Annotated in this window: 18 protein-coding genes; 12 read left to right on the forward strand and 6 right to left on the reverse strand. The window is 71.5% G+C overall.

Features of this window, described 5'->3' with window-relative positions; translation table 11 throughout:
* Window positions 1-94 precede the first annotated feature (94 nt).
* The 4 genes from BM287_RS10825 to metG all read right to left on the reverse strand — a co-directional run bounded on the left by BM287_RS10825 (window position 95) and on the right by metG (window position 4577).
* Complete coding sequence (locus BM287_RS10825; RefSeq protein ID WP_090039329.1) at window positions 95-1030, reverse strand: 4-(cytidine 5'-diphospho)-2-C-methyl-D-erythritol kinase; 936 nt, start codon at window positions 1028-1030, stop codon at window positions 95-97.
* A 183-nt stretch (window positions 1031-1213) separates the two neighbouring features.
* Window positions 1214-2065, reverse strand: coding sequence for a 16S rRNA (adenine(1518)-N(6)/adenine(1519)-N(6))-dimethyltransferase RsmA (rsmA, locus tag BM287_RS10830; RefSeq protein ID WP_090039331.1), 852 nt, complete (start codon window positions 2063-2065; stop codon window positions 1214-1216).
* Complete coding sequence (locus BM287_RS10835; protein ID WP_090039333.1) at window positions 2062-2991, reverse strand: TatD family hydrolase; 930 nt, start codon at window positions 2989-2991, stop codon at window positions 2062-2064. The genes rsmA and BM287_RS10835 overlap by 4 nt, the downstream gene beginning before the upstream one ends.
* Window positions 2988-4577: a methionine--tRNA ligase gene (metG, locus tag BM287_RS10840; protein WP_090039335.1), complete on the reverse strand. Its 1590-nt coding sequence runs from the start codon at window positions 4575-4577 to the stop codon at window positions 2988-2990. The genes BM287_RS10835 and metG overlap by 4 nt, the downstream gene beginning before the upstream one ends.
* Window positions 4578-4721: 144 nt before the next feature.
* Between metG and BM287_RS10845 the strand changes: the two genes are divergently transcribed.
* Entirely contained in the window at window positions 4722-4994 is a 273-nt protein-coding gene (locus BM287_RS10845; RefSeq protein ID WP_090107302.1) for a hypothetical protein, read from the forward strand.
* Window positions 4995-5005: 11 nt separating this feature from the next.
* Window positions 5006-5395: a type II toxin-antitoxin system VapC family toxin gene (locus BM287_RS10850; protein ID WP_090039338.1), complete on the forward strand. Its 390-nt coding sequence runs from the start codon at window positions 5006-5008 to the stop codon at window positions 5393-5395.
* A gap of 6 nt (window positions 5396-5401) precedes the next feature.
* Here BM287_RS10850 and rsmI read toward each other — a convergent pair whose 3' ends face one another.
* Window positions 5402-6220, reverse strand: coding sequence for a 16S rRNA (cytidine(1402)-2'-O)-methyltransferase (gene rsmI, locus BM287_RS10855; protein ID WP_090039341.1), 819 nt, complete (start codon window positions 6218-6220; stop codon window positions 5402-5404).
* Window positions 6221-6310: 90 nt separating this feature from the next.
* Here rsmI and BM287_RS10860 point away from each other — a divergent pair, with 90 nt between their 5' ends.
* The 5 genes from BM287_RS10860 (at window position 6311) to BM287_RS10885 (ending at window position 12844) form a co-directional block, all read left to right on the forward strand.
* Complete coding sequence (locus BM287_RS10860) at window positions 6311-7936, forward strand: dolichyl-phosphate-mannose--protein mannosyltransferase (protein ID WP_090039345.1); 1626 nt, start codon at window positions 6311-6313, stop codon at window positions 7934-7936.
* Window positions 7937-7990: 54 nt separating this feature from the next.
* Window positions 7991-9577 carry a S53 family peptidase gene (locus tag BM287_RS10865; RefSeq protein ID WP_090039348.1) on the forward strand — a complete coding sequence of 529 codons (1587 nt, stop codon included), beginning with the start codon at window positions 7991-7993 and terminating at the stop codon, window positions 9575-9577.
* Window positions 9578-9687: 110 nt separating this feature from the next.
* Complete coding sequence (locus BM287_RS10870; protein WP_244528163.1) at window positions 9688-10710, forward strand: YeiH family protein; 1023 nt, start codon at window positions 9688-9690, stop codon at window positions 10708-10710.
* Between the two features lie 86 nt (window positions 10711-10796).
* Window positions 10797-12098, forward strand: a complete 1302-nt coding sequence (locus BM287_RS10875) for an O-acetylhomoserine aminocarboxypropyltransferase/cysteine synthase family protein (protein ID WP_090039352.1) — start codon at window positions 10797-10799, stop codon at window positions 12096-12098.
* A 215-nt stretch (window positions 12099-12313) separates the two neighbouring features.
* Window positions 12314-12844, forward strand: coding sequence for a CoA-binding protein (locus BM287_RS10885; RefSeq protein WP_090039496.1), 531 nt, complete (start codon window positions 12314-12316; stop codon window positions 12842-12844).
* 118 nt (window positions 12845-12962) lie between these two features.
* On the opposite strand, the gene BM287_RS10890 is transcribed toward BM287_RS10885, so the two are convergent.
* Window positions 12963-13544, reverse strand: coding sequence for a class I SAM-dependent methyltransferase (locus tag BM287_RS10890; RefSeq protein ID WP_090039499.1), 582 nt, complete (start codon window positions 13542-13544; stop codon window positions 12963-12965).
* A gap of 281 nt (window positions 13545-13825) precedes the next feature.
* Between BM287_RS10890 and BM287_RS10895 the strand changes: the two genes are divergently transcribed.
* The 5 genes from BM287_RS10895 to BM287_RS10915 all read left to right on the forward strand — a co-directional run bounded on the left by BM287_RS10895 (window position 13826) and on the right by BM287_RS10915 (window position 20232).
* Window positions 13826-17395, forward strand: coding sequence for an AfsR/SARP family transcriptional regulator (locus tag BM287_RS10895; protein ID WP_090039356.1), 3570 nt, complete (start codon window positions 13826-13828; stop codon window positions 17393-17395).
* Between the two features lie 62 nt (window positions 17396-17457).
* Complete coding sequence (locus BM287_RS10900; RefSeq protein WP_090039358.1) at window positions 17458-17697, forward strand: helix-turn-helix domain-containing protein; 240 nt, start codon at window positions 17458-17460, stop codon at window positions 17695-17697.
* Entirely contained in the window at window positions 17690-18202 is a 513-nt protein-coding gene (locus tag BM287_RS10905; RefSeq protein ID WP_090039360.1) for a Clp protease N-terminal domain-containing protein, read from the forward strand. The genes BM287_RS10900 and BM287_RS10905 overlap by 8 nt, the downstream gene beginning before the upstream one ends.
* 213 nt (window positions 18203-18415) lie before the next feature.
* A complete protein-coding gene (locus tag BM287_RS10910; protein ID WP_090039365.1) occupies window positions 18416-19417 on the forward strand; it encodes an ATP-binding cassette domain-containing protein in 1002 nt (333 codons plus the stop codon).
* Window positions 19414-20232: an ABC transporter permease gene (locus BM287_RS10915; RefSeq protein ID WP_090039367.1), complete on the forward strand. Its 819-nt coding sequence runs from the start codon at window positions 19414-19416 to the stop codon at window positions 20230-20232. Before BM287_RS10910 ends, BM287_RS10915 begins: the two co-directional genes overlap by 4 nt.
* Window positions 20233-20271 lie beyond the last annotated feature (39 nt).

Consider the following 20271-nt stretch of genomic DNA (forward strand, 5'->3'; position numbering starts at 1 on the left):
GTCTGACCCCGCGTAGGGCGACATTCGTGACGAATGTTGCGTCTGACCCCGCGTAGGGCGACATTCGTGACGAATGTGCCCGGGAGGGGCGGAGTCAGTCGTTCAGGATGCGGGCGCCGTGCACCGGGCCGATCGCCCGGACGGCCGTGACGCGGGCCGCGCTGAGCGCGATCTGGAGGTCGATCGCCGAGTCGAGGTCGGCGGCCAGGAACGCGACAGTCGGTCCGGAGCCCGACACGATCCCCGAGAGCGCACCGTTCATCTCGCCGAGCTCGATCACATCCGCGATCTCGGGGACGAGGTGGATGGCCGGTGCCTGCAGGTCGTTCGTCAGCGCCTCGGCGAGCATGGCCGGGTCCCCCGCGCGGAGGGCCTGCAGCACCGCCGAATCCACGCTCGGCGTGAGTTGCGCCGGCGCGATGTCGGCCGCGTGACGTTCCCGGTGCCGGTCGAGTTCGCTGTAGACGAGCGGTGTGCTCAGCTCGCCCTCGGGAAGCGCGAGCACCCAGTGGAACTGGCCGGTCGCGAGGGCCGGGCTCAGCCGGTCGCCCCGTCCTGCGCCGATGGCCGTGCCGCCGACGAGGGCGAAGGGCACGTCGGCGCCGAGGCGCGCGGCGAGCGCGAGGAGCTCCTCGCGGCCGAGGTCGGTGCCCCAGAGTGCGTCGCAGGCGACCAGTGTCGCCGCCGCGTCGGCCGAGCCTCCACCCATCCCGCCGGCGACGGGGACGTGCTTGTCGATCTCCAGCCGGACGCCGCCCTGATAACCGGACCGCTTGGCCAGCAGCCGGGCCGCCTTCATCGCGAGGTTGGTCTCGTCGCGCGGCACCCCGCTCGTGTCGATGCTGCCGCCGAAGCTCACCGAGAAGTCGTCGGCATGGTAGGCGCGGACATCCTCATAGAGGGAAACGGCCTGGTACGCCGTCGCGACGTCGTGGTACCCGTCCTCCATGACGGCACCTACACGCATGAACACGTTGATCTTGCCCGGAGCCCGGACGTGCACCCCGTCGACGTCCCACGCGTCCACCATGCTTCCAACCTACACACCCGGGATGCTCCCCGCTGTGCGGCGCCTGGGCGCGCGTTCGCATCCCCCTCGCCGGCATGGGCCGCTGAACGAGCGGCGGACCAGCGGAGCAGCGGACCGCCAGGACGGGCGGCGCTCGGCGGAGCGACGGCCCGGCGAAGGCCGGACGACGGCCCGGCGACGGCCCTACGCCGCGGGAACGGACCCGAGCCGGGCGAAGTCGGCGAGCGACAGCTGCTCGCCACGGAGGGACGGGTCGAGGCCCGCCGCCTGCAGCGCGATCGCCGCCGCCGTCGGATCGCCGAACACCGGGGCCAGTGCCTGACGGAGCGTCTTCCGGCGCTGCTGGAAGGCCGCATCCACGAGGGCGAAGGTCCGGCGGCGCTGCTCCTCGCTCCCGGTGTCGTGCTCGTGCCGTTCGAAGCCGACGAGGACGGAGTCCACGTTCGGCACCGGCCAGAAGACCTGGCGGCTCACGGCGCCGGCCGTGCGCCAGGCGCCGTACCAGGCGGCCTTCACGCTCGGTGCGCCGTACACCTTCGAGCCGGGCGGCGCCGCGATCCGGTGGCCGACTTCTGCCTGCACCATCACGACACCCGAGCGGAGGCTGGGGAAGCGCTCCAGGAAGTGGAGCAGCACCGGGACGGAGATGTTGTACGGCAGGTTCGCGACCAGCCGGACGGGATCCACCGGGAGCTCGGTCACCGCGAGTGCATCGCGATGGACGACTGTGAGCCGGGATGCCGCGGCCGGAGCGAGCTCGCCGACCGTGACCGGCAGTTGCGCCGCCAGGCGGCCGTCGATCTCGACGGCGACGACCGACGCGCCCGCCTCCAGCAGCCCGAGGGTCAGCGAGCCGAGGCCCGGGCCGATCTCGACGACACGGTCGCCGGACTCGACCTCGGCGACCCGGACGATGCGCCGGACGGTGTTCGCGTCGATGACGAAGTTCTGCCCGAGCTTCTTGGTCGGGGTCACGTCGAGCAGCTCGGCCAGGTCGCGGATCTCCGCCGGCCCGAGCAGGCGGACCTCGCTCACGCGATGATCCCGATCGGCATGGTGGGCGGCGGTCCGACGGGTTCGCTGTCCCACCGGCCGTAGACGAGCTCGGTGTTGGAGTTGATCTGCGCGGCGAGCGTGGAGGCGTCCGTGCCCATCACCTCGGCCATGGCGCGGAGCGTATGCGGGATGAGGTAGGGCGCGTTGGGCCGGCCGCGGAACGGCATCGGAGTGAGGAAGGGCGCATCCGTCTCCACCATGACCAGGTGGCGCGGCGCAGCGGCGAGCGCGGCACGGAGGTTCGGCGCGTTCTTGAAGGTCAGGTTGCCGGCGAACGACATGTACCAGCCGTTGTCGGCGCAGATGCGGGCGAGCTCGATGTCGCCGGAGAAGCAGTGGAACACCGTCCGCTCCGGCGCACCCACGCGCTTCAGCGTCGCGACGACCGCCGCGTGCGCGTCGCGGTCGTGGATCTGCAGCGCGATGCCGTTCTGCTTTGCGATCTCGATGTGCGCCTCGAACGACCGGAACTGCGCATCCCGGCGCGGCCCCTCCTCTGTGCGGAAGAAGTCGAGCCCGGTCTCGCCGACGGCGCGCACGCGCGGGCGCCGGGCGAGGCCGTCGATGATCGCGAGGGCGTCATCCAACTCGCCGCGTTCGGCGTAGTCGGGCGCGTCGTTCGGGTGGAGGGCGACGGCGGCGAGCATCCGCGGTTCGATGGCGGCCATGTCCGCAGACCATTGCGAGGTCTCCACGTCGTTGCCGACCTGCACGACGCCGCGCACGCCGACGCTGGAGGCGCGGTCGAGTTGCTCCCGGTAGTCCAGGGGCTGCTCGCCGTCGGCCATCTCCAGGTGCGTGTGGTTGTCGTAGACGGGGACGACGAGCGCCTCGGGCAGCGGAGGGTAGGCCAGGTCGCGGCCGTCCGTGACGTGCCGCTGCCGGACGAACGACGGGTCCGTCATACGGCGGCGACCGCCTCCGCGTCGATCCGCGGGAACAGCGCCTCCAGCCCGTTGACCTCCGTGCCTGCGGGGAGCCGGCCCCAGTCGCCGGCCGTGCGGAGGCCCTGCGCGGTCAGCGGGCCGAGCTCGCCTTCCACCCCGAGCGCCTCCCAGAGCTTGGCCGTGGCGCCGGGGATGACCGGCGAGAGCAGTACCGCAAGCGCCCGGAGGCCCTCCGCCGCCGTGTACAGCACGGTTCCGAGGCGTTCGCGCTGCGCATCGTCCTTCGCCAGCGCCCACGGCTCCTGCTCGGTGATGTAGCCGTTGAGCTCGTCGACGATCCGCCAGATCGCGGTGAGGGCGTCGTGGATGCCGAGCCGGGCGATCGCCGCGTCCGCGTCCGCCGTGGCGGTGCGCACGACCGACTGCACCGCCAGATCGACCTCCTGGTAGGCGCCCGCCGGCGGCACGATCCCGCCGAAGTACCGGGTGAGCATGGCGATCACGCGCGACGCGAGGTTGCCGAACCCGTTGGCGAGCTCCGCCTGGTACCGCGCGGCCAGGTCCTCCCAGCTGAACGAGCCGTCCTGCCCGAAGTTGATGGCGCGCATGAAGTAGTAGCGGAACGCATCCGACCCGAACGTGTCCGTGATCTGGGTCGGGGCGATGCCGGTCAGCTTCGACTTGGACATCTTCTCGCCGCCGACGAGCAGCCAGCCGTGTCCGAAGACGCGCTGCGGCACTTCGAGCCCAGCGGCCATCAGCATCGCCGGCCAGATGACGGCGTGGAAGCGCAGGATGTCTTTGCCGACCAGATGGTTCGCCGGCCAGCGGCGTGCGAACTCCTCCTCGTCCTGCCCGTAGCCGACCGCGGTGATGTAGTTGAGGAGCGCGTCGAACCACACGTAGACGACGTGCGACTCGTCCCACGGCACCTTGATGCCCCAGTCGAAGCTGGAGCGCGAGATGGACAGGTCGGAGAGTCCTTGGCGCACGAAGCTGACCACCTCGTTGCGCGCCGACTCCGGCTGCACGAAGTCCGGCCGCTCCTCGTAGAGGGCGAGCAGCCGGTCGGCGAACTGGCTCATCCGGAAGAAGTAGTTCTTCTCCTGCAGGAGCTCCAGCGGCTTCGAGTGGATGGCGCAGACCTTCTGGCCCGCGTACTCGCCGGTGCCGTCGACGATCTCGCTCTGCGGCTTGAACTCCTCGCAGCCGACGCAGTACAGCGCCTCGTACTCGCCGGCGTAGATGTAGCCGTCGTCGTAGAGCTTCTGCAGGAACTTCTGGACGTTGACCTCGTGACGCTCGTCCGTCGTGCGGATGAAGTCGTCGTTCGCGATGTCGATGGTCTTCAGCAGCGGGAGCCACTCCTCGCTGACCAGCTTGTCGGCCCACTCCTGCGGCGTCGTGCCGTTCGCGGTGGCCGTGCGCAGGATCTTCTGGCCGTGCTCGTCCGTCCCGGTGAGCAGCCACGTGTCGTCCCCGGCCTGGCGGTGCCACCGGGCGAGGACGTCGGCCGCCACCTCCGTGTAGGCATGCCCGATGTGCGGGACATCATTCACGTAGAAGATCGGCGTGGTGATGTAGAAGGAAGAGCCGTCGGACATGCTGACCATCCTACGGGCGCGCGGAGGCGCGGATCGGCGTGTTACCGCGCCTGTGGAGAACCGCGACGGGATGTGGAGACTACTCCGCGATCGGAGCGAGAAGAGCTAGAATGGCTCTGCTTGCCATTGATCGGAGCCATGCCCATGAGAATAGCCCTCGCTGACGATCTTCCCCGCGTCCCGATCAGCGCATTCAAGTCCAACCCCGTCCGCTACCTCGAGACCGGGGCACTCGTGACCAATCACGGGAAAGTGCGGGCGGCGTTCGTCCCCATCGCGGAGCCGGACGATGCGCTCGACGGCGTCAAGGCGCAGCTGCGGCTGCTCGCCCGGATGAGCTCGCCGGAGGATGTCGCCGACGAACTGGCGGAACTCTCTGCCGGCCGTGACTCAGAAGCGGTCGGAGACGCCCGGTGAGCCCGCGGGCGATGCTCGACACCAGCGTGATCGTCGCGGGCTTCACCCCGGAGATCATCGCGGATTTCGAGAGCTATGCGTCCTCCATGATCTGCCGGGCGGAGTTGGCCCGCGGCCTGGCGGTCTTCGCCGAGGACCCGGCGAGGAAGAGCCGGGCGCTGATCCGGCGCGAGCTTCTGCAGCTGCTCGATTCCGTCCCCGGGTTCTGGATGGAGTTCGACCAGCGCGCCGCGGACGGCTTCGGTCGACTCACCGCGCAGCCGAAATCCGCGATGCGACTGAAGGATGCGCTCATCGCCGGGCACGCCTACGCGCACGACCTGACGCTCGTCACCCGTGACGACGGGTTCAGCCGGTTCCCTGCCGTACGGCTCGAAGTACTGCCGTCGGACGAGGGCTGACTGCGGTCAGCCGCGCCGCTGGAGCGCGGCCTGGTAGAGGTCGCGCTTGCCCAGCCCGGTCGCGTCCGCGACCTCGGCGGCCGCATCCTTCAGCCGGGTGCCGGAGGCGACCAGGGCGAGCACCTGCTCCAGAGCGGTCTCGGGATCGGCGGCCCGCGCCGGCGCGCCGGCCACCACCACCACGATCTCGCCGCGGACGCCGTCGGCTGCCCAGGCGGCCAGCTCGGCCGCGCCTCCCCGCCGGACCTCCTCGTAGAGCTTGGTCAGCTCTCGGCAGACCGCGACCCGGCGGTCGTCGCCGAAGATCGCGGCGATGTCGGCGAGCGAGGCAGCGATCCGATTCGGCGACTCGAAGAAGACCATTGTGCGGGCCTCGGCCGCGAGCGCCCGGAGCGCCGAGAGGCGCTCCCCCTGCTTCCGCGGCAGGAAGCCCTCGAAGGTGAACCGGTCGGTCGGCAGGCCGGAGACGGCGAGCGCGGTCAGCACCGCCGACGGTCCAGGCAGGGCCGTGACGGCGACTCCGGCGGCGGCGGCCGCCTCCACGAGGTGGAACCCGGGATCCGACACCGTGGGCATCCCGGCGTCGCTGAGCAGCACCACATCCTGATCGCGCGCCAGCTCCACGAGCTCGCCGGCGCGGTCGCGCTCGTTGTGGTCGTGCAGGGCGATCAGGCGCGGCCGGTTCGCCACGCCGAGCCCGGCGAGCAGGCGCTGCGCCACGCGCGTGTCCTCTGCGGCCACGATCGTCGCCGCTTCCAGGACCTCCACCAGCCGCCGCGACGCATCGCCGAGGTTGCCGATCGGGGTGGCGGCGAGGATGATCATGCGCCCTAGTCTGACAGCCGCGCGTCGGCGGCTGCGCCCGCGAACGCCGGCCATGCATGCAGGCATGGCCTGCGCCTTTAACATGGCCTGGTGACGTACGCTCCTCCCGCCGACCTTCCGGCCGACGTTCCGGCCGCGCACCGGGCTGCGCCCCGGCTCGGCAGCCGCCTGGACGACTGGTGGGGGCGTGTCCTCGGAACCCCGACGCGGCTGCGCGTGTGGCTGTGGGGCGCCCCGATCGCGGTGACGCTGCTCGCGGCCGTCCTGCGGCTGTGGAATCTGGGCGCGCCGCACTCTCTCGTGTTCGACGAGACCTTCTACGTCAAGGACGCGTGGAGCCTGTGGAACCTCGGCTACGAGGGCAGCTGGCCGGACCACGCCGACGGGCGGTTCGCAGCGGGCCAGACGCAGATCTTCTCCTCCGATCCGTCGTTCGTCGCGCATCCACCGCTCGGCAAGTGGCTGATCGCGCTCGGGATGGCGGCCACGGGGCCGGGCAACTCGTTCGGCTGGCGCGTCTCCACCGCCATCGCGGGTACCCTCGCCGTCCTCCTCGTCTTCCTCGTCGCGCGGATGCTGTTCCGGTCCACGATGATCGCCACGATCGCGGGATTCCTCTTCGCCATCGACGGGCACGCCATCGTGATGAGCCGGGTGGCGCTGCTGGACAACTTCGTGATGTTCTTCGCGCTGCTCGCGTTCTGCTGCATCCTGCTCGACCGCCGGTGGGCGGCGGACAGGCTGTCCGCACGGGTGGCCGCTGCGCGCTCGTCGGGCCGCGACCCCGCGTGGGGGCCGGTGCTCTGGTGGCGTCCGTGGCTGATCGCCGCGGGGGTCCTCTGCGGGCTGTGCGCGGGGGTCAAATGGACCGGCTTCTACTTCCTCGCCTTCTTCGCCGTCTATGTGGTGATCGTGGATGCGGTAGCGCGCCACCGGGAGGCCCTCCCGTTCCCGGTCAGCGGCGCACTGCTGAAGCAGGCTCCTGCCACCTTCGTCCTCATGGTCCCGCTGGCCTTCGTCGCCTACGTGGCCACCTGGGCGGGCTGGATCTTCTCCTCCAACGGCTACTACCGGAACTGGGCGGAGTCGACGCACGCGCAGTGGACGGGAGCGTTCGCCTGGGTGCCTCACTGGGTGCAGAACCTCTGGTACTACCAGACCCAGATGTACGGCTACAGCATCAACCTGCACACGCCGCACCCCTACCAGTCCAATCCGCTGGGGTGGACCCTGATGCTGCGGCCGACGAGCATGTACTACGTCGGGACGACGCAGGGCCAGCAGGGCTGCGCGTACAGCTCGTGCTCCGCCGCGATCACCTCGCTCGGCAACCCGCTGATCTGGTGGGCGGGGACTGCCGCGATCCTGTTCCTGGTGTACTGGCTGATCCGGTCGCGCGACTGGCGGATCGGGCTGATCCTGACCGGTCTCGCCGCCGGGTACCTGCCGTGGTGGCTGTACATGGCGCGCACGATCTTCACCTTCTACGCGATCTCGTTCGAGCCGTACCTGATCCTGGCGCTCTCGGCGGTGATCGCGATGGTCCTGGGGCGCCGGACGGACCCCCGGCCGCGTCGGACGACGGGGATCGTCTGGACCGGGGCGTTCCTCGTCGCTGCGGCGCTCGTGAGCGCGTTCTTCTGGCCGATCTGGATCGGGCAGACGGTCCCGTTCTGGTTCTGGCAGATCCACATGTGGCTGCCCAGCTGGGTGTGACGACGCGCCGGGCCGGCATGTGCGGTGTCAGCGGCCGGTGGTAGACCGAGTGGTATGAACGATGAGCCCCTCGACCTCGTCCCCCTTCCCGGAAGCGAGCGCCCGGAGCGGCCGGGCTTCCGGTCGCATGGCGGGCTCGCGCCCGACTCCCCGGTGGAGGCGACGCTGGTGCTGCGCCGCCGTGCCGAACTTCCGGACGACGCCTTCACGACCCCGCTGACCCGCGACGAGCTGGCGGAGCGGTACGGCGCATCCCCGGAGGATGTGGAGCTGGTCCGCAGCACGTTCGAAGCCCTGGGCGTGGCCGTGGACGAGGTGGATGCGGGGGCGCGCCGCGTGCGTGTCTCCGGCCCGGTGCAGACCATCGCCCGCGTCTTCGGCACCGACCTCGCGCGGTCCACCCCGGAGGACGAGGGCGACGACGCTGCGACGTACCGGCAGCGCTCGGGCGGCCTGAGCATCCCGGCGGCCCTCGACGGCGTCGTGACCGCCGTGCTGGGCCTCGACGACCGCCCGCAGGCGCGCGCGCAGTTCCGCTACGTCCCGGCCGCCGCGGTCAGCACGAGCTACACGCCGCCCCAGCTCGGGACGGTGTACTCGTTCCCGGAAGGGACGGACGGCAGCGGGCGGACCGTCGCGATCATCGAGCTCGGCGGAGGGTATGAACAGTCCGATCTGGACACGTACTTCCGCGGGCTGGGCATCCCCACCCCGTCGGTGCGCACGGTCGGAGTGGATGGCGGCTCCAATGCGCCCGGGGGCGACCCGAACGGCGCCGACGGCGAAGTGATGCTCGACATCGAGGTCGTCGGGGCCCTCGCCCCGGCTGCGGACATCGTCGTCTACTTCGCGCCCAACACCGATGCCGGATTCCTGGATGCGGTCAGCACGGCCGCGCACGCGAACCCGACTCCCGCTGCGATCAGCATCAGCTGGGGGCAGTCGGAAGACCAGTGGACGGCTCAGGCGCGCACGGCCTTCGACCAGGCGCTGCAGGACGCCGCAGCCCTCGGGGTCACCACGACGGCCGCGGCCGGCGACGACGGGAGCAGCGACCGGGTCGGCGACGGCAAGCCGCACGTCGACTTCCCGGCCTCGTCGCCGCACGCACTCGCCTGCGGAGGCACCCGGCTGGATGCGGACGCCTCGACCGGCGCCGTGCGGTCGGAGACGGTGTGGAACAACGGAGCGGGCAACGGCGCCACCGGCGGCGGGGTCAGCGCGGTGTTCCCGCTGCCGTCCTGGCAGGCCCGGGCGGGCGTGCCCACCGGTGCGGACGGGACGGACGCGGGAGGTGCCGCGAACGGTCCCGGCGGACGCGGGGTGCCGGACGTCTCCGCGGTGGCCGATCCGCAGACCGGCTACCGCGTCCGGGTCGACGGCCGGGACACGGTGATCGGCGGCACCAGTGCAGTCGCACCCCTGTGGGCGGCGCTGGTCGCGCGGCTGGTGCAGTCCACGGGGCGGCCGCTGGGACTCCTGCAGCCGACGCTCTACGACTCGGTGCCCGCCGGCCAGGTGGCGGCCGGGTTCCGCGACATCGTCACCGGGGACAACGGCGCGTACCAGGCGGCAGCGGGGTGGGATGCGTGCACCGGGCTCGGGGTCCCGGACGGGACCAAGCTGCTGTCGTCGCTCTGAGGGGCGGCCGCCGGTCGGCAGCGCGCCCGGCTGGCGGCCCGGCGCGGCGGCTCGGCGCGGCGGCTCGCGGTCGGCGCTCGCCCGGCTGAATCCTCGCCAGAATGGATCGGGTGAGCACGCCATCCCCCACCCCCCGTGTCCCGCTCGCCTGGCTCCCCGGCCTCGCGGTGTGCGGACTCGCGGCGGCCGTCGCCTGGGCAGTGCACTGGCTGGTGCCGGCGGTCCCCCTGCTCACGGCGGCCGTCGTTCTCGGGATCGTCGTGGGTCAGCTGCCCGTGGCGCGCCCGGCGCTGCTCGGACGGCTCGCTCCCGGGCTGTCCGTCAGCGCCAAGCGGCTGATGCGCGTCGGCGTCGTCCTGCTCGGGCTCAAGCTGAGCCTGGGCGACATCGCCGGGCTCGGCTGGGTCGCCATCGCGACGACCGTCGCGGTCGTGCTGCTGAGCTTCGCCGGGACGTTCTGGATCGGACGGATGCTCCGGCTGCCCGGGCACCAGCCGCTCCTCATCGCGACCGGCTTCTCGATCTGCGGCGCCTCGGCCATCGGCGCCATGAGCGGCGTCGTCAAGCCCAAGGACGAGGAGGCGGCGACGCCGGTCGCCCTGGTCACCCTGTGCGGGACGCTCGCGATCTTCGTCCTGCCGCTGTTCTGGCATCCACTGGGCCTGGATGCGCGGCAGTTCGGGCATTGGGTGGGCGCGGGCGTGCACGACGTCGGCCAGGTCGTGGCGACCGCGCAGATCGCGGGCGCCGGCGCCCTCGCGGTGGCGGTCGTCGTCAAGCTCACCCGCGTGCTGATGCTCGCGCCGATGGTCGCGATCGCTGCGGTGGTGGAGCGGCGGAGGCACGTCGAGGGCGACCCCGGCGTGAAGCGGCCGCCGATCCTCCCTCTGTTCATCGCCGGCTTCATCGTCGCGGTGCTGGCACGGACGTTCCTCCCGGTGGGACCGGTCGTGACGGATGCCGCGGACACCCTGCAGACGGCCCTGCTCGCGATGGCGTTGTTCGGGCTCGGAACCGCCGTCCGCCTGCGGACGCTCGTCGGCACCGGCTGGCGGGCGCTGGCGACCGGCGTGATCTCGTGGGCGCTGATCGCCGTCCTGGCCCTCGCCGCCGTCTGGCTCTCGACGCGCTGACCCCTCTCTCCCGCCATCGAGGAGGCGGGGTTGCGGTGTGTTACGGGTGCAGGACCGGTGCGGGGAGGGTCGGGTAGCGTGACGGCATGGCAGATCGTGAATACGGCTTCCGCACGCGTGCGATCCACGCGGGCAACATCCCCGACCCGGTGACCGGCGCGCGAGCCCTGCCGATCTATCAGACGAGCGCATTCGTCTTCGACGACACGGCCGACGCCGCCGCCCGATTCGCCCTGCAGAAGTACGGGAACGTCTACTCCCGCCTCGCGAACCCGACCGTGGCCTCCTTCGAGGAGCGGGTGGCCAGCCTCGAGGGCGGCCTCGGCGCGGTGGCGACGGCCTCCGGGCTGAGCGCCCAGTACATCACGTTCGCCTCGCTCGTCGGCGCCGGCGACCACATCGTCGCGTCGGCCAACCTGTACGGCGGATCCATCACCCAATTGGATGTGACCCTGCGCCGGTTCGGCATCGAGACCACGTTCGTCCAGAGCTCCGACCCGGCCGACTACGCCGCCGCGATCACGGACAGGACGAAGATCCTGTTCGCCGAGACCATCGCGAACCCGTCCGGGGAGATCGCCGACATCGAGGGACTGGCGGAGGTCGCGCACGCCGCCGGCATCCCGCTCGCGATCGATTCCACCATCGCGACCCCCTACCTCAACCGGCCCATCGAGTGGGGTGCCGACATCGTCATCCACTCGGCCACGAAGTTCCTGGGCGGCCATGGGACCACCCTCGGCGGCGTGGTGGTCGAGAGCGGCCGGTTCGACTGGCACTCCTCGAAGTTCCCGCTGTTCGGGCAGCCGGTGCCGTCCTACGGCGGGCTGCAGTGGTCCGGCAACTTCGGCGAGTACGCCTTCCTCACCCGTCTGCGGGCCGAGCAGCTGCGCGACATCGGCCCGACGCTCGCGCCGCATTCGGCGTTCCTGCTCGCACAGGGCGTCGAGACCTTGCCGTACCGGGTCCAGGCTCACGTCGACAACGCGCGAGCGGTCGCCGAATGGCTGGATGCCGATCCCCGCATCGAGAAGGTGCTCTGGGCGGGCCTGCCCGGGCATCCACACCACGAACGCGCGCAGAAGTACCTCCCGAAGGGACCGGGCAGCGTGTTCAGCTTCGTGGTGAAGGGCGGCCGGGAGGCCGGACAGCGGTTCATCGAGTCGGTCGACCTCGCCAGCCACCTGGCGAACATCGGCGACGCGAAGACGCTGGTGATCCATCCCGCCTCCACCACCCACGCGCAGCTGAACGAGCAGCAGCTCCACGACGCGGGCGTCCTGCCCGGTGTGGTGCGCATCAGCGTCGGCATCGAAGACGTCGAGGACATCATCTACGACCTGGATCAGGCGCTCAGCGCCGCCGTCGAGGAGGGGAAGGCAGCATGACGACCGCAACGGATGCGTCCGCCACGATTCCGGCGGACGCGCGCACCGACTCCACCACGTCCGGCTCCACCACGTCCGGCTCCACCACGTCCGGCTCCACCACGTCCGGCTCCACCACGTCCGGCGCCACCACGTCCGGCTCCACCACGTCCGGCTCCACCACGTCCGGCGCCACCACGTCCGGCTCCACCACCGAGGTCCAGCTCGCGAACGGCCTGAGCTGCGCCGTGCCGGCGGACTCGCCGCTGGCGAAGCTGCTGAAGTCGCAGCGGACCTGGGCCGGACCGGACGCTAAGACGCGCCTCAAGCTGCTGCGCTCCGCGAAGTCGGTGGCGATCGTGGGCGCATCTCCGAATCCCGCCCGCTCCTCCTACTTCGTCGGAACGTACCTGCAGCAGTCGAGCGATTTCCGGGTGTACTTCGTCAACCCGAACGCCGACACCATCCTCGGTCAGAAGGCGTACCCGGACCTCGCGTCGCTTCCGGAGGTGCCCGACATCGTGGATGTGTTCCGCAAGCCGAGCGATCTCCCGGCCGTCATCGACGAGGTCGTCGCGGTCGGCGCGCCGGCCGTCTGGGTGCAGCTGGGGATCTGGAACCAGGAGGCCGCGGAGTACGGCGAGTCGAAGGGCCTGACCGTCGTCATGGACCGCTGCCTCAAGATCGAGCACGCCCGCTTCCACGGCGGCCTGCACCTCCTCGGCTTCGACACCGGCCAGATCACCTCCCGCAAAACCATCCGCTGACTCCCACCGTCCCCCACCGTCGCGCCCCACCGTCGAGTCCGCAGAGATTGCACGAATTCGCCGCGGAAACGTGCAATCTTCGCGGACTCGATGGTGGGGCGGGGCGACGAGGGATGCGTCAGGCGCGGGCGACGATGTGGAAGACGTGCCAGTGCTTGGGGCCGTCGAAGGACATCCCGCGTCGGTCGTCCTCGACCAGCTGGAGCACCTCCATCCCGGTGAGCATCCCTTCCACCTGGCTGCGCTCGTGGAAGCTCATGCCGGGGCGGCCCACCCACTCGTCGTGCGGCCCGAACAGCTCGCCGGCAAACAGGCCTCCGGGGCGCAGCGCCTCGCGGATGTCCGCCCAGAGGTACGGGAAGTGGGTCTCGTCGCAGAACGGCAGGGCGAAGCCCGCGTAGATCAGGTCGGCCTCGGGCAGATCGCCGAGCTTCTCGAACGGAGCCTGCCGGACGGTCACGCGCTGCGACGCGTCGGGCGAGAGTCCCGTGCGAACGCGCTCCTCGACGCCCGGATCGGAGTCCACCGCGAGCACGTGCCAGCCGTTCTCGGCCAGATGCCGGGTCTCCACCCCGTCGCCGCAGCCGAGGTCGATCGCGTCGCCGGCGGGCCCGGCCCACGCCTCGAGTGCGCTCTGGAACGTCGGGCGCACGCCGCGCCCGCCCTGCTTCTCGTAGAACTGCGACCAGTCGAACGCCATGCGGCTGAGCCTACGCGCGCGCGGCCCGCTCAGCACGGCCCTGTCGGAGTAGATCACATTCGTCACGAATGTGCACCAACGCCGCACCCAGCGCAACATTCGTCACGAATGTGCACCAACGCCCCGCCCAGCGCAACATTCGTCACGAATCTGCACCAACGCCGCATCCAGCGCAACATTCGTCACGAATGTGCACCAACGCCGCACCCAGCGCAACATTCGTCACGAATGTCGGCTGCGGCAGCGATGCCATCGGGAGGCGCAGGCTCTAGGATCGGCGGGTGCAGTCCGAGCCTTCGTCCCCTCGCGTCGCCGTGCTCGGCCCGGTGCTGGTCGAGGACCGCACCGGCGCGCTGACGGAGCCGGCCGGCGCCCTCGGCAAGAGCCTGATCGTCGCGCTGGTCCTCGCCCGCGGCGCCGCCAGCGTCCCGTCGCTGGTCGACGACCTGTGGGATGACGCCCCGCCGCGACAGGAACGCGCCGCTCTGCAGACGCTCGTCTCCCGCGTCCGCACCACGACCGCCGACGGCCTGCTGGAGTCGACACCGAGCGGCTACGCGCTGGCCGTCCCTCCCGAGCAGACCGATCTCGGCCGAGCGCGGCATGCCCTCGACCGGGCGGAGACCGCCCTCCTCGACGGCGACCCGGCCTCCGCTGCCGCCGAGGCGACGGCAGCGCTCGCGCTCTGGCGTGGCGAACCCGGCGCCGAGCTCGGCGGGACCCCCCTCGCCGGCGAACTGCAGCGCACCGCCTCCGCTCTCTACGACGACCTCCTCCTGGCCCGCGCCCGGGCCCGACGCGCCGGCGGCGATCCGTCCGGTGCGCTCGCCGACCTCCGCCCGCTCGTCGCGTGTCGGCCGCTCGACGAGACCCTGCGCCTGGAGCAGCTGCACGCCCTGGCCGACGCCGGCCGCCGCAGCGAGGCCCTGCTGGCGTTCGCCGAGCTGAAGGAGGCGCTGCTCGAACGCCTGGGGACCCGTCCCGGCCCCGCCCTCGTCGCCCTGAACGCCGAACTGCTCGCCGAGGACGTCGCTGACGACGCCGACGACGCCGAACCGCACCCGGACGCCCCGCGCCGGATTCGCATCGGCCTGCGCTCCGCACCCAACACGCTGCTCGGGCGCGAGTACGACCTCCAGGCCGTCGAGGACCTCATCGCCACCTCCCGCCTCACGACCGTCCTCGGCGCGGGTGGCCTCGGGAAGACCCGTCTCGCGCAGGAGGTCGGCCACCGCGCCGTCCACACGCCCGCCGTGATCGTGGTCGAGCTGGCGAGCGTCCGCACCGGAGAGGATGTCGAACTCGCCTTCGCCTCGACGCTCGGCATCCGCGAGGCCCGCGCCGCGCGTCCCGTCGATCCGGGCGCTCGGCTCGACCTGCGCTCGCGCATCCTGGGACTGCTGGCGGAGCGTGAGACGCTGCTCATCGTCGACAACTGCGAGCACATCGTGGATGCGGCCGCCGCGTACATCCAGGACATCCTGGACTCGACCACCACCGTCCGCGTCCTCGCGACCAGCCGGGCGCCGCTGTCGATCGGCGCAGAGCACGTCTACCCGCTCGATTCGCTGAAGAGCACCGAGAGCGACACGGAGGCCGACACCGAGACCGACAGCGATGCCGAGCCCGGCGCGGACAGCGACACCGAGCCCGATGCCGACACGGGCGCCAAGCCCGGCACCGACCCCGGCACCGAGACCCGCCCCCACCGCGACCGCACCCGCGCCGCCACCGGGTCACCGCGCGCAGAGTCGCGCTACGGCCCCGCCGTGGCCCTGTTCGTCGACCGCGCCCGCGCCGCCCGCCCCGCCGCCATGCTGCCCCTGGATGTCGTCGCCCGTCTCTGCGACCGGCTCGACGGACTTCCGCTCGCGATCGAGCTCGCCGCCGCCCGCACCCGGTCCCTCTCGGTGGACGAGATCGAACGCAGGCTCGGCAACCGCTTCGCCCTGCTGACCGGCGGCGAGCGCACCGCGCCGGAACGCCACCGCACCCTGTTCGCCGTCATCGAGTGGAGCTGGAATCTGCTCGCGGCCTCCGAACAGTCGCTGCTGCGCCGGCTCTCCCGCTTCCCCGACGGCTTCAGTGCGGAGGCCGCGGAGGCGGTGGCCGCATCCGGCACGGTCTCTGTGCTCGACGACCTCGACGCGCTCGTGACACAGTCTCTGGTGACCGTGAGCGAAGATCCGTCCACCGGGCTGCTGCGGTACCGGATGCTGGAGACCGTCCGCGAGTTCGGCGACCGCGAGCTGGTCGCTGCGGGCGAAGAGGACGAGGTCTGCGACGGCATGGACGCGTGGGCGATCGCCTTCTGCCGCGACGCGCTGTCCACGATGCACGGCCGCACCCAGGTGAGCACCTTCCAGCGGGTGACGGCCGAGCAGGACAACCTCGTGGGGGTGCTCCGGTCCGCCCTCGCCGGGGTCCGGCGGGACACCGTCGCCGTGGTGTTCGCCGCACTCTCGTACTACTGGTCGCTGCGCAGCGCGCACTCGGAGGTCCTCGGTTTCGGCCCTGCCGTGATGGATGTGCTGGCCGGCCACGAACCCTCCGCCGAGGTGCGCGATGCGGTCGCCGCCGGCTACACGGTCATCGGGGGCACCTTCCTCTTCATCGACCTGCGGACCTCGGCGCGCGCCCTCTCCCGCCTGCGCCGGTTGCGCCGCGCCGAGCCGCTGGCCGATCCGCGATTGGATGCGCTGGCCGAGCTCGCCCTCGCGGCCGGGCACCGGGACACCGGCGTGCGGCTGCTCTCCGAGTTCGCTGCCTCAGCCGATCCGGAGCGGTCCGCGATCGGCAACTTCCTCACGGCGCAGCTGGAGGAGAACGCCGGCGATCTGGAGGCGTCCCTCGCCTCTGCGACGCGAGCCTGGCAGCAGGCGGGGATCTCCGGGGACGCCTGGTCGATGGCGTCCGCCGCGCAATCCATCGCCCAGTCGCACAGCCAGCTCGCGCATCCCGCCGAGGCCCTGGAGTGGGCGCAGCGCGCGTACGACCGCATGGCGCTGCTCCAGGCGGACGGGGACCTCCGTCAGCTCGACTGGCTGATCGCCATGAACGCGATCTCGGTGGGCGAAACGGCCCGCGCCCGCCGGCTGCTGGAGCGGTACCTCGCCGCCGAGGTCGACCGCAGGGGCTTCGACTTCGTGGACTACTACGCCATCGGACATGCCGGGATGGCGGAGATCGCGCTCGCGGAGGGCGACCTCGCGCAGTCGGTGCGGCTCTACGACGACGCGATCGACGTGTTCGCCGAGGAGAGCGCGTCGAGCAGGATGTCCCTGAGCCCGTGGCGCACCATGATGGGCGCGGCCCGGCTGGTGGCGCGCCTGCGCGTGCACGCGACCGAGCCCGGGCTCGTGGACTGGGCCGGGACGGATGCGGCGGCCGCGGACCTGCGCATCCGCACGCTCGTCACGTCGCGGATGAGCCCGCCGAACCTCGACCGGCCCGTCATCGGCTCCTGCCTCGCCGGGTATGCCGCGTGGATGCTCGACCCGCGCACCGCCGAGGCGCGCGGCTCAGAGAGGCACGGCTCAGAGTGGCACGGCTCAGAGTGGCACGGCACAGAGAGGCACGGCTCAGAGTGGCACGGCTCAGAGGCGCATGGCGCCGAGGCGCGCGCTTCCGCCGCCGACTGGGTGGAGAGCGGGCTGACGATGTTCGCCCTCGCCGGCCGGGCCAACTCGCGTCAGGACGTGCCCAGCCTGCACCGGGACGCCATCGCCCTCCCGATCGCCGCCGCGTGGGGCGCGGAGCGACGGGATGCGGCCCTCGCGGCCGTCGCATCCCTCACCCCCGGCGAGGCGGCCACCCGCGGCCTCGCCCTGCTCTCCGCCGTCCGCACGTAGCCCATCCCGCCGCATTAGCAACCACAGTTGACAACGAGCAGTAAGCAACTATAGTTGCTTGCATGAACGCCGCACCCTTCCCGGACCCTGTCGGAGGCGTCGCCGACGGGCTCGCCGCCGTCGTCGCGCTCCGCGAACTCGCCGACCAGCTCGAGGACGCCGAGGTCGAGCGAGCCCTCCGCGAGGGGTGGACCTGGACGCAGATCGCCGACGCACTGGGCGTCACACGTCAGGCGGTCCACAAGAAGCACCTGCGCCGCGTCGCCGCCGCCGGTGTCGAACTGAGGAGACGCAATGTCTGAGATCCCTGCCGGGGCCCCCACCGACGTGCCGGCCCAGCTGCTGCCGCGGGCCTTGCGGCCCATCGTCATCCGCTCCGTCACCGAGGCGCAGCTCCGCAACGCGCCCCTGGTCGAGGCGGAGCACCTGCTGCTCGCCCTCTCCCGCGAGAGCAGCGTCCCGATCCGGTCGGCGCTCGCGAACGCGGGCCTCGACCCGGAAGGGCTGGATGCGGCGCTCGCCGCCGAGCGCGCGGCGAGCCTCCGCGTGGCAGGCGTGACCCCGCCCCCGGCCGCGCGTCTGACCGCGGCCCCGCGCGTGGCACGGCCGCGCTGGGGGACCTCCGCCCGCGACGTGCTCAGCCGCGCCCACCGGGTCGCGTCGGCGAACCGCCGGCGCCAGGGCATGGCCGAGCTCGACCTGCTCACGGCCCTGCTGGGCCTGGAGCTCGGAACGGTCCCCCGCGCCCTGACCATCGCCGACGTGGACCGCGCCGCGGTGCTCGCCGCAGCGGCGGCCGCCGCCTGACGCACGGCCGCACCGCCGCATCCATCCGCTGGTCCCAACACGCCGTCTCGACGCGCGCGATAACGGCGTGTCGGGACCACTCGATCCACGGCCCTCACTCGCACGGCGGCCGCTTACAGGGTCCGGCTGCCGGTGTAAGCGCGACGTAAGCGCCGTGTAAGCGCGCCTCGGCACGATCGGAGCATCACCCATTCCCACCAGGAAAGGACCACCATGACTCGCAGCTCCGAGTGGGCCGTCGAAGCCCACGGACTCGTCAAGACCTTCGGCGACAACCGCGCCGTCGACGGCGTCGACCTCACGGTCCGCGCCGGCGCCGTCTACGGCGTCCTCGGCCCGAACGGCGCCGGCAAGACCACCACCATCTCCATGCTCGCCACTCTTCTGAAGCCCGACGCCGGCGAAGCCTTCGTCTTCGGGCACGACATCCGGAGGGAGCAGCAGGTCGTCCGCCAGCTGATCGGCGTGACCGCCCAGTTCGCCTCCGTCGACGAGACCCTCTCGGCGAACGAGAACCTGATGATCTTCTCCCGGCTCCTGGGCCTCAGCGGCAGCGAGGCGAAGCGGAAGACCGCCGAACTGCTCGAGGAGTTCGGACTGACGGAGGCGGCCAAGCGTCCGCTGAAGAAGTTCTCGGGCGGGATGCGCCGCCGCCTCGACCTCGCGGCCAGCCTGATCGCGCAGCCGCCGCTGATCTTCCTCGATGAGCCGACCACAGGCCTCGACCCGCGGACCCGGGCCCAGATGTGGGACACCATCCGGCGCCTCGTGGCCACCGGCTCCACGGTGCTGCTGACCACGCAGTACCTGGACGAGGCCGACCAGCTCGCCGACCGCATCGCCGTGATCGACCGCGGCCGCGTCGTCGCCGAGGGAACGGCGGACGAGCTCAAGGCGTCCGTCGGCGAGTCCTCGCTGCAGCTGCGCCTGGCCGACCCGGCAGACCTCGAGGACGCGCGCCGCGCCATCCGGACGGTCCTCGGTGTGGATGCGGTCGCCTCCCCCGAGGGCTCCCGCATCACCGCGCCGATGCGCAGCGCGGACACGGTCACCGACCTGTTCGTGACCCTGCGTGAGGCCGGCATCCACCTGTCCGAGATGTCCGTGCAGAAGCCGACGCTCGACGAAGTGTTCCTCACGCTCACCGGCCACGGCGTGGACGACGACACCGCGGACCACGCGTCCGCCGACGAAGGAGAGAAGGTCCCCGCATGACCGCCATCGCCACCATCACCCCTCCCGCCGAGCGGGACCTCAAGAACCACGTCAGCCTCAGCCAGACGCTTGCCAACACCGTCACCATGGCGCACCGCGGGCTCCTGAAGATCAAGCGGACGCCCGAACAGCTGATGGATGTGACGCTCCAGCCGATCATCTTCACCGTCATGTTCGCGCTCCTTTTCGGCGGCGCCATCTCCGGCGACGTGCAGTCGTACCTGCCGGTGCTCATCCCCGGAATCCTCGTCCAGACGGTCATCACGACGTCCGTCGTCACCGGCGTCCAGCTGCGGGAGGATATGGACAAGGGCGTGTTCGACCGCTTCAAGTCCCTGCCGATCGCGCGGATCGCACCGCTCTCCGGCGCGTTGCTCGCCGACACCTTGCGCTACGCCATCGCGACGACCATCACCTTCATCGTCGGCATCCTGATGGGCTACCGCCCTGCCGCCGGTGCGGGCCCGGTGATCCTCGCCGGCCTGCTGGTGATCGTGTGCTCGTGGGCGATCAGCTGGATCTTCGCGTTCTTCGGCGTCATCGCCCGGACCGCGGGATCCGTCCAGGGAATCTCCTTCCTCGTGCTGTTCCCGCTGACGTTCTTCTCGAACGCCTTCGTGCCCGTGAAGACGATGCCCGACTGGCTCCAGTCGTTCGTCAACGTCAATCCGGTCTCCCACCTGGTCACGGCGGTTCGCGACCTGGCCGACAGCGCCACGTTCGGCGCGGACGGCTGGATCGCCCTCGCCGGAGCGGCGGTGATCGTGGCGGTGTTCGCGCCACTGACCGTCCGCGCCTACATGCGGAAGGCCTGACCGGGCGAGCGTCCGGTCACCCGGCGGCGGCCGTCGCAC

It is taken from the genome of Leifsonia sp. CL147 (assembly GCF_900114565.1).
Taxonomy (GTDB): domain Bacteria; phylum Actinomycetota; class Actinomycetes; order Actinomycetales; family Microbacteriaceae; genus Leifsonia.

Excerpts from the sequence above, each read along its gene's own strand:
- BM287_RS10875 (WP_090039352.1), top strand. The coding sequence starts at position 10,797 with ATGGCAGATCGTGAATACGGCTTCCGCACGCGTGCGATCCACGCGGGC.
- BM287_RS10910 (WP_090039365.1), top strand. The coding sequence starts at position 18,416 with ATGACTCGCAGCTCCGAGTGGGCCGTCGAAGCCCACGGACTCGTCAAG.
- BM287_RS10825 (WP_090039329.1), bottom strand. The coding sequence starts at position 1,030 with ATGGTGGACGCGTGGGACGTCGACGGGGTGCACGTCCGGGCTCCGGGC.
- BM287_RS10835 (WP_090039333.1), bottom strand. The coding sequence starts at position 2,991 with ATGACGGACCCGTCGTTCGTCCGGCAGCGGCACGTCACGGACGGCCGC.
- rsmI (WP_090039341.1), bottom strand. The coding sequence starts at position 6,220 with ATGATCATCCTCGCCGCCACCCCGATCGGCAACCTCGGCGATGCGTCG.
- BM287_RS10900 (WP_090039358.1), top strand. The coding sequence starts at position 17,458 with ATGAACGCCGCACCCTTCCCGGACCCTGTCGGAGGCGTCGCCGACGGG.
- metG (WP_090039335.1), bottom strand. The coding sequence starts at position 4,577 with ATGTCCGACGGCTCTTCCTTCTACATCACCACGCCGATCTTCTACGTG.
- BM287_RS10865 (WP_090039348.1), top strand. The coding sequence starts at position 7,991 with ATGAACGATGAGCCCCTCGACCTCGTCCCCCTTCCCGGAAGCGAGCGC.
- BM287_RS10850 (WP_090039338.1), top strand. The coding sequence starts at position 5,006 with ATGCTCGACACCAGCGTGATCGTCGCGGGCTTCACCCCGGAGATCATC.
- BM287_RS10890 (WP_090039499.1), bottom strand. The coding sequence starts at position 13,544 with ATGGCGTTCGACTGGTCGCAGTTCTACGAGAAGCAGGGCGGGCGCGGC.
- BM287_RS10915 (WP_090039367.1), top strand. The coding sequence starts at position 19,414 with ATGACCGCCATCGCCACCATCACCCCTCCCGCCGAGCGGGACCTCAAG.
- BM287_RS10845 (WP_090107302.1), top strand. The coding sequence starts at position 4,722 with ATGAGAATAGCCCTCGCTGACGATCTTCCCCGCGTCCCGATCAGCGCA.
- BM287_RS10905 (WP_090039360.1), top strand. The coding sequence starts at position 17,690 with ATGTCTGAGATCCCTGCCGGGGCCCCCACCGACGTGCCGGCCCAGCTG.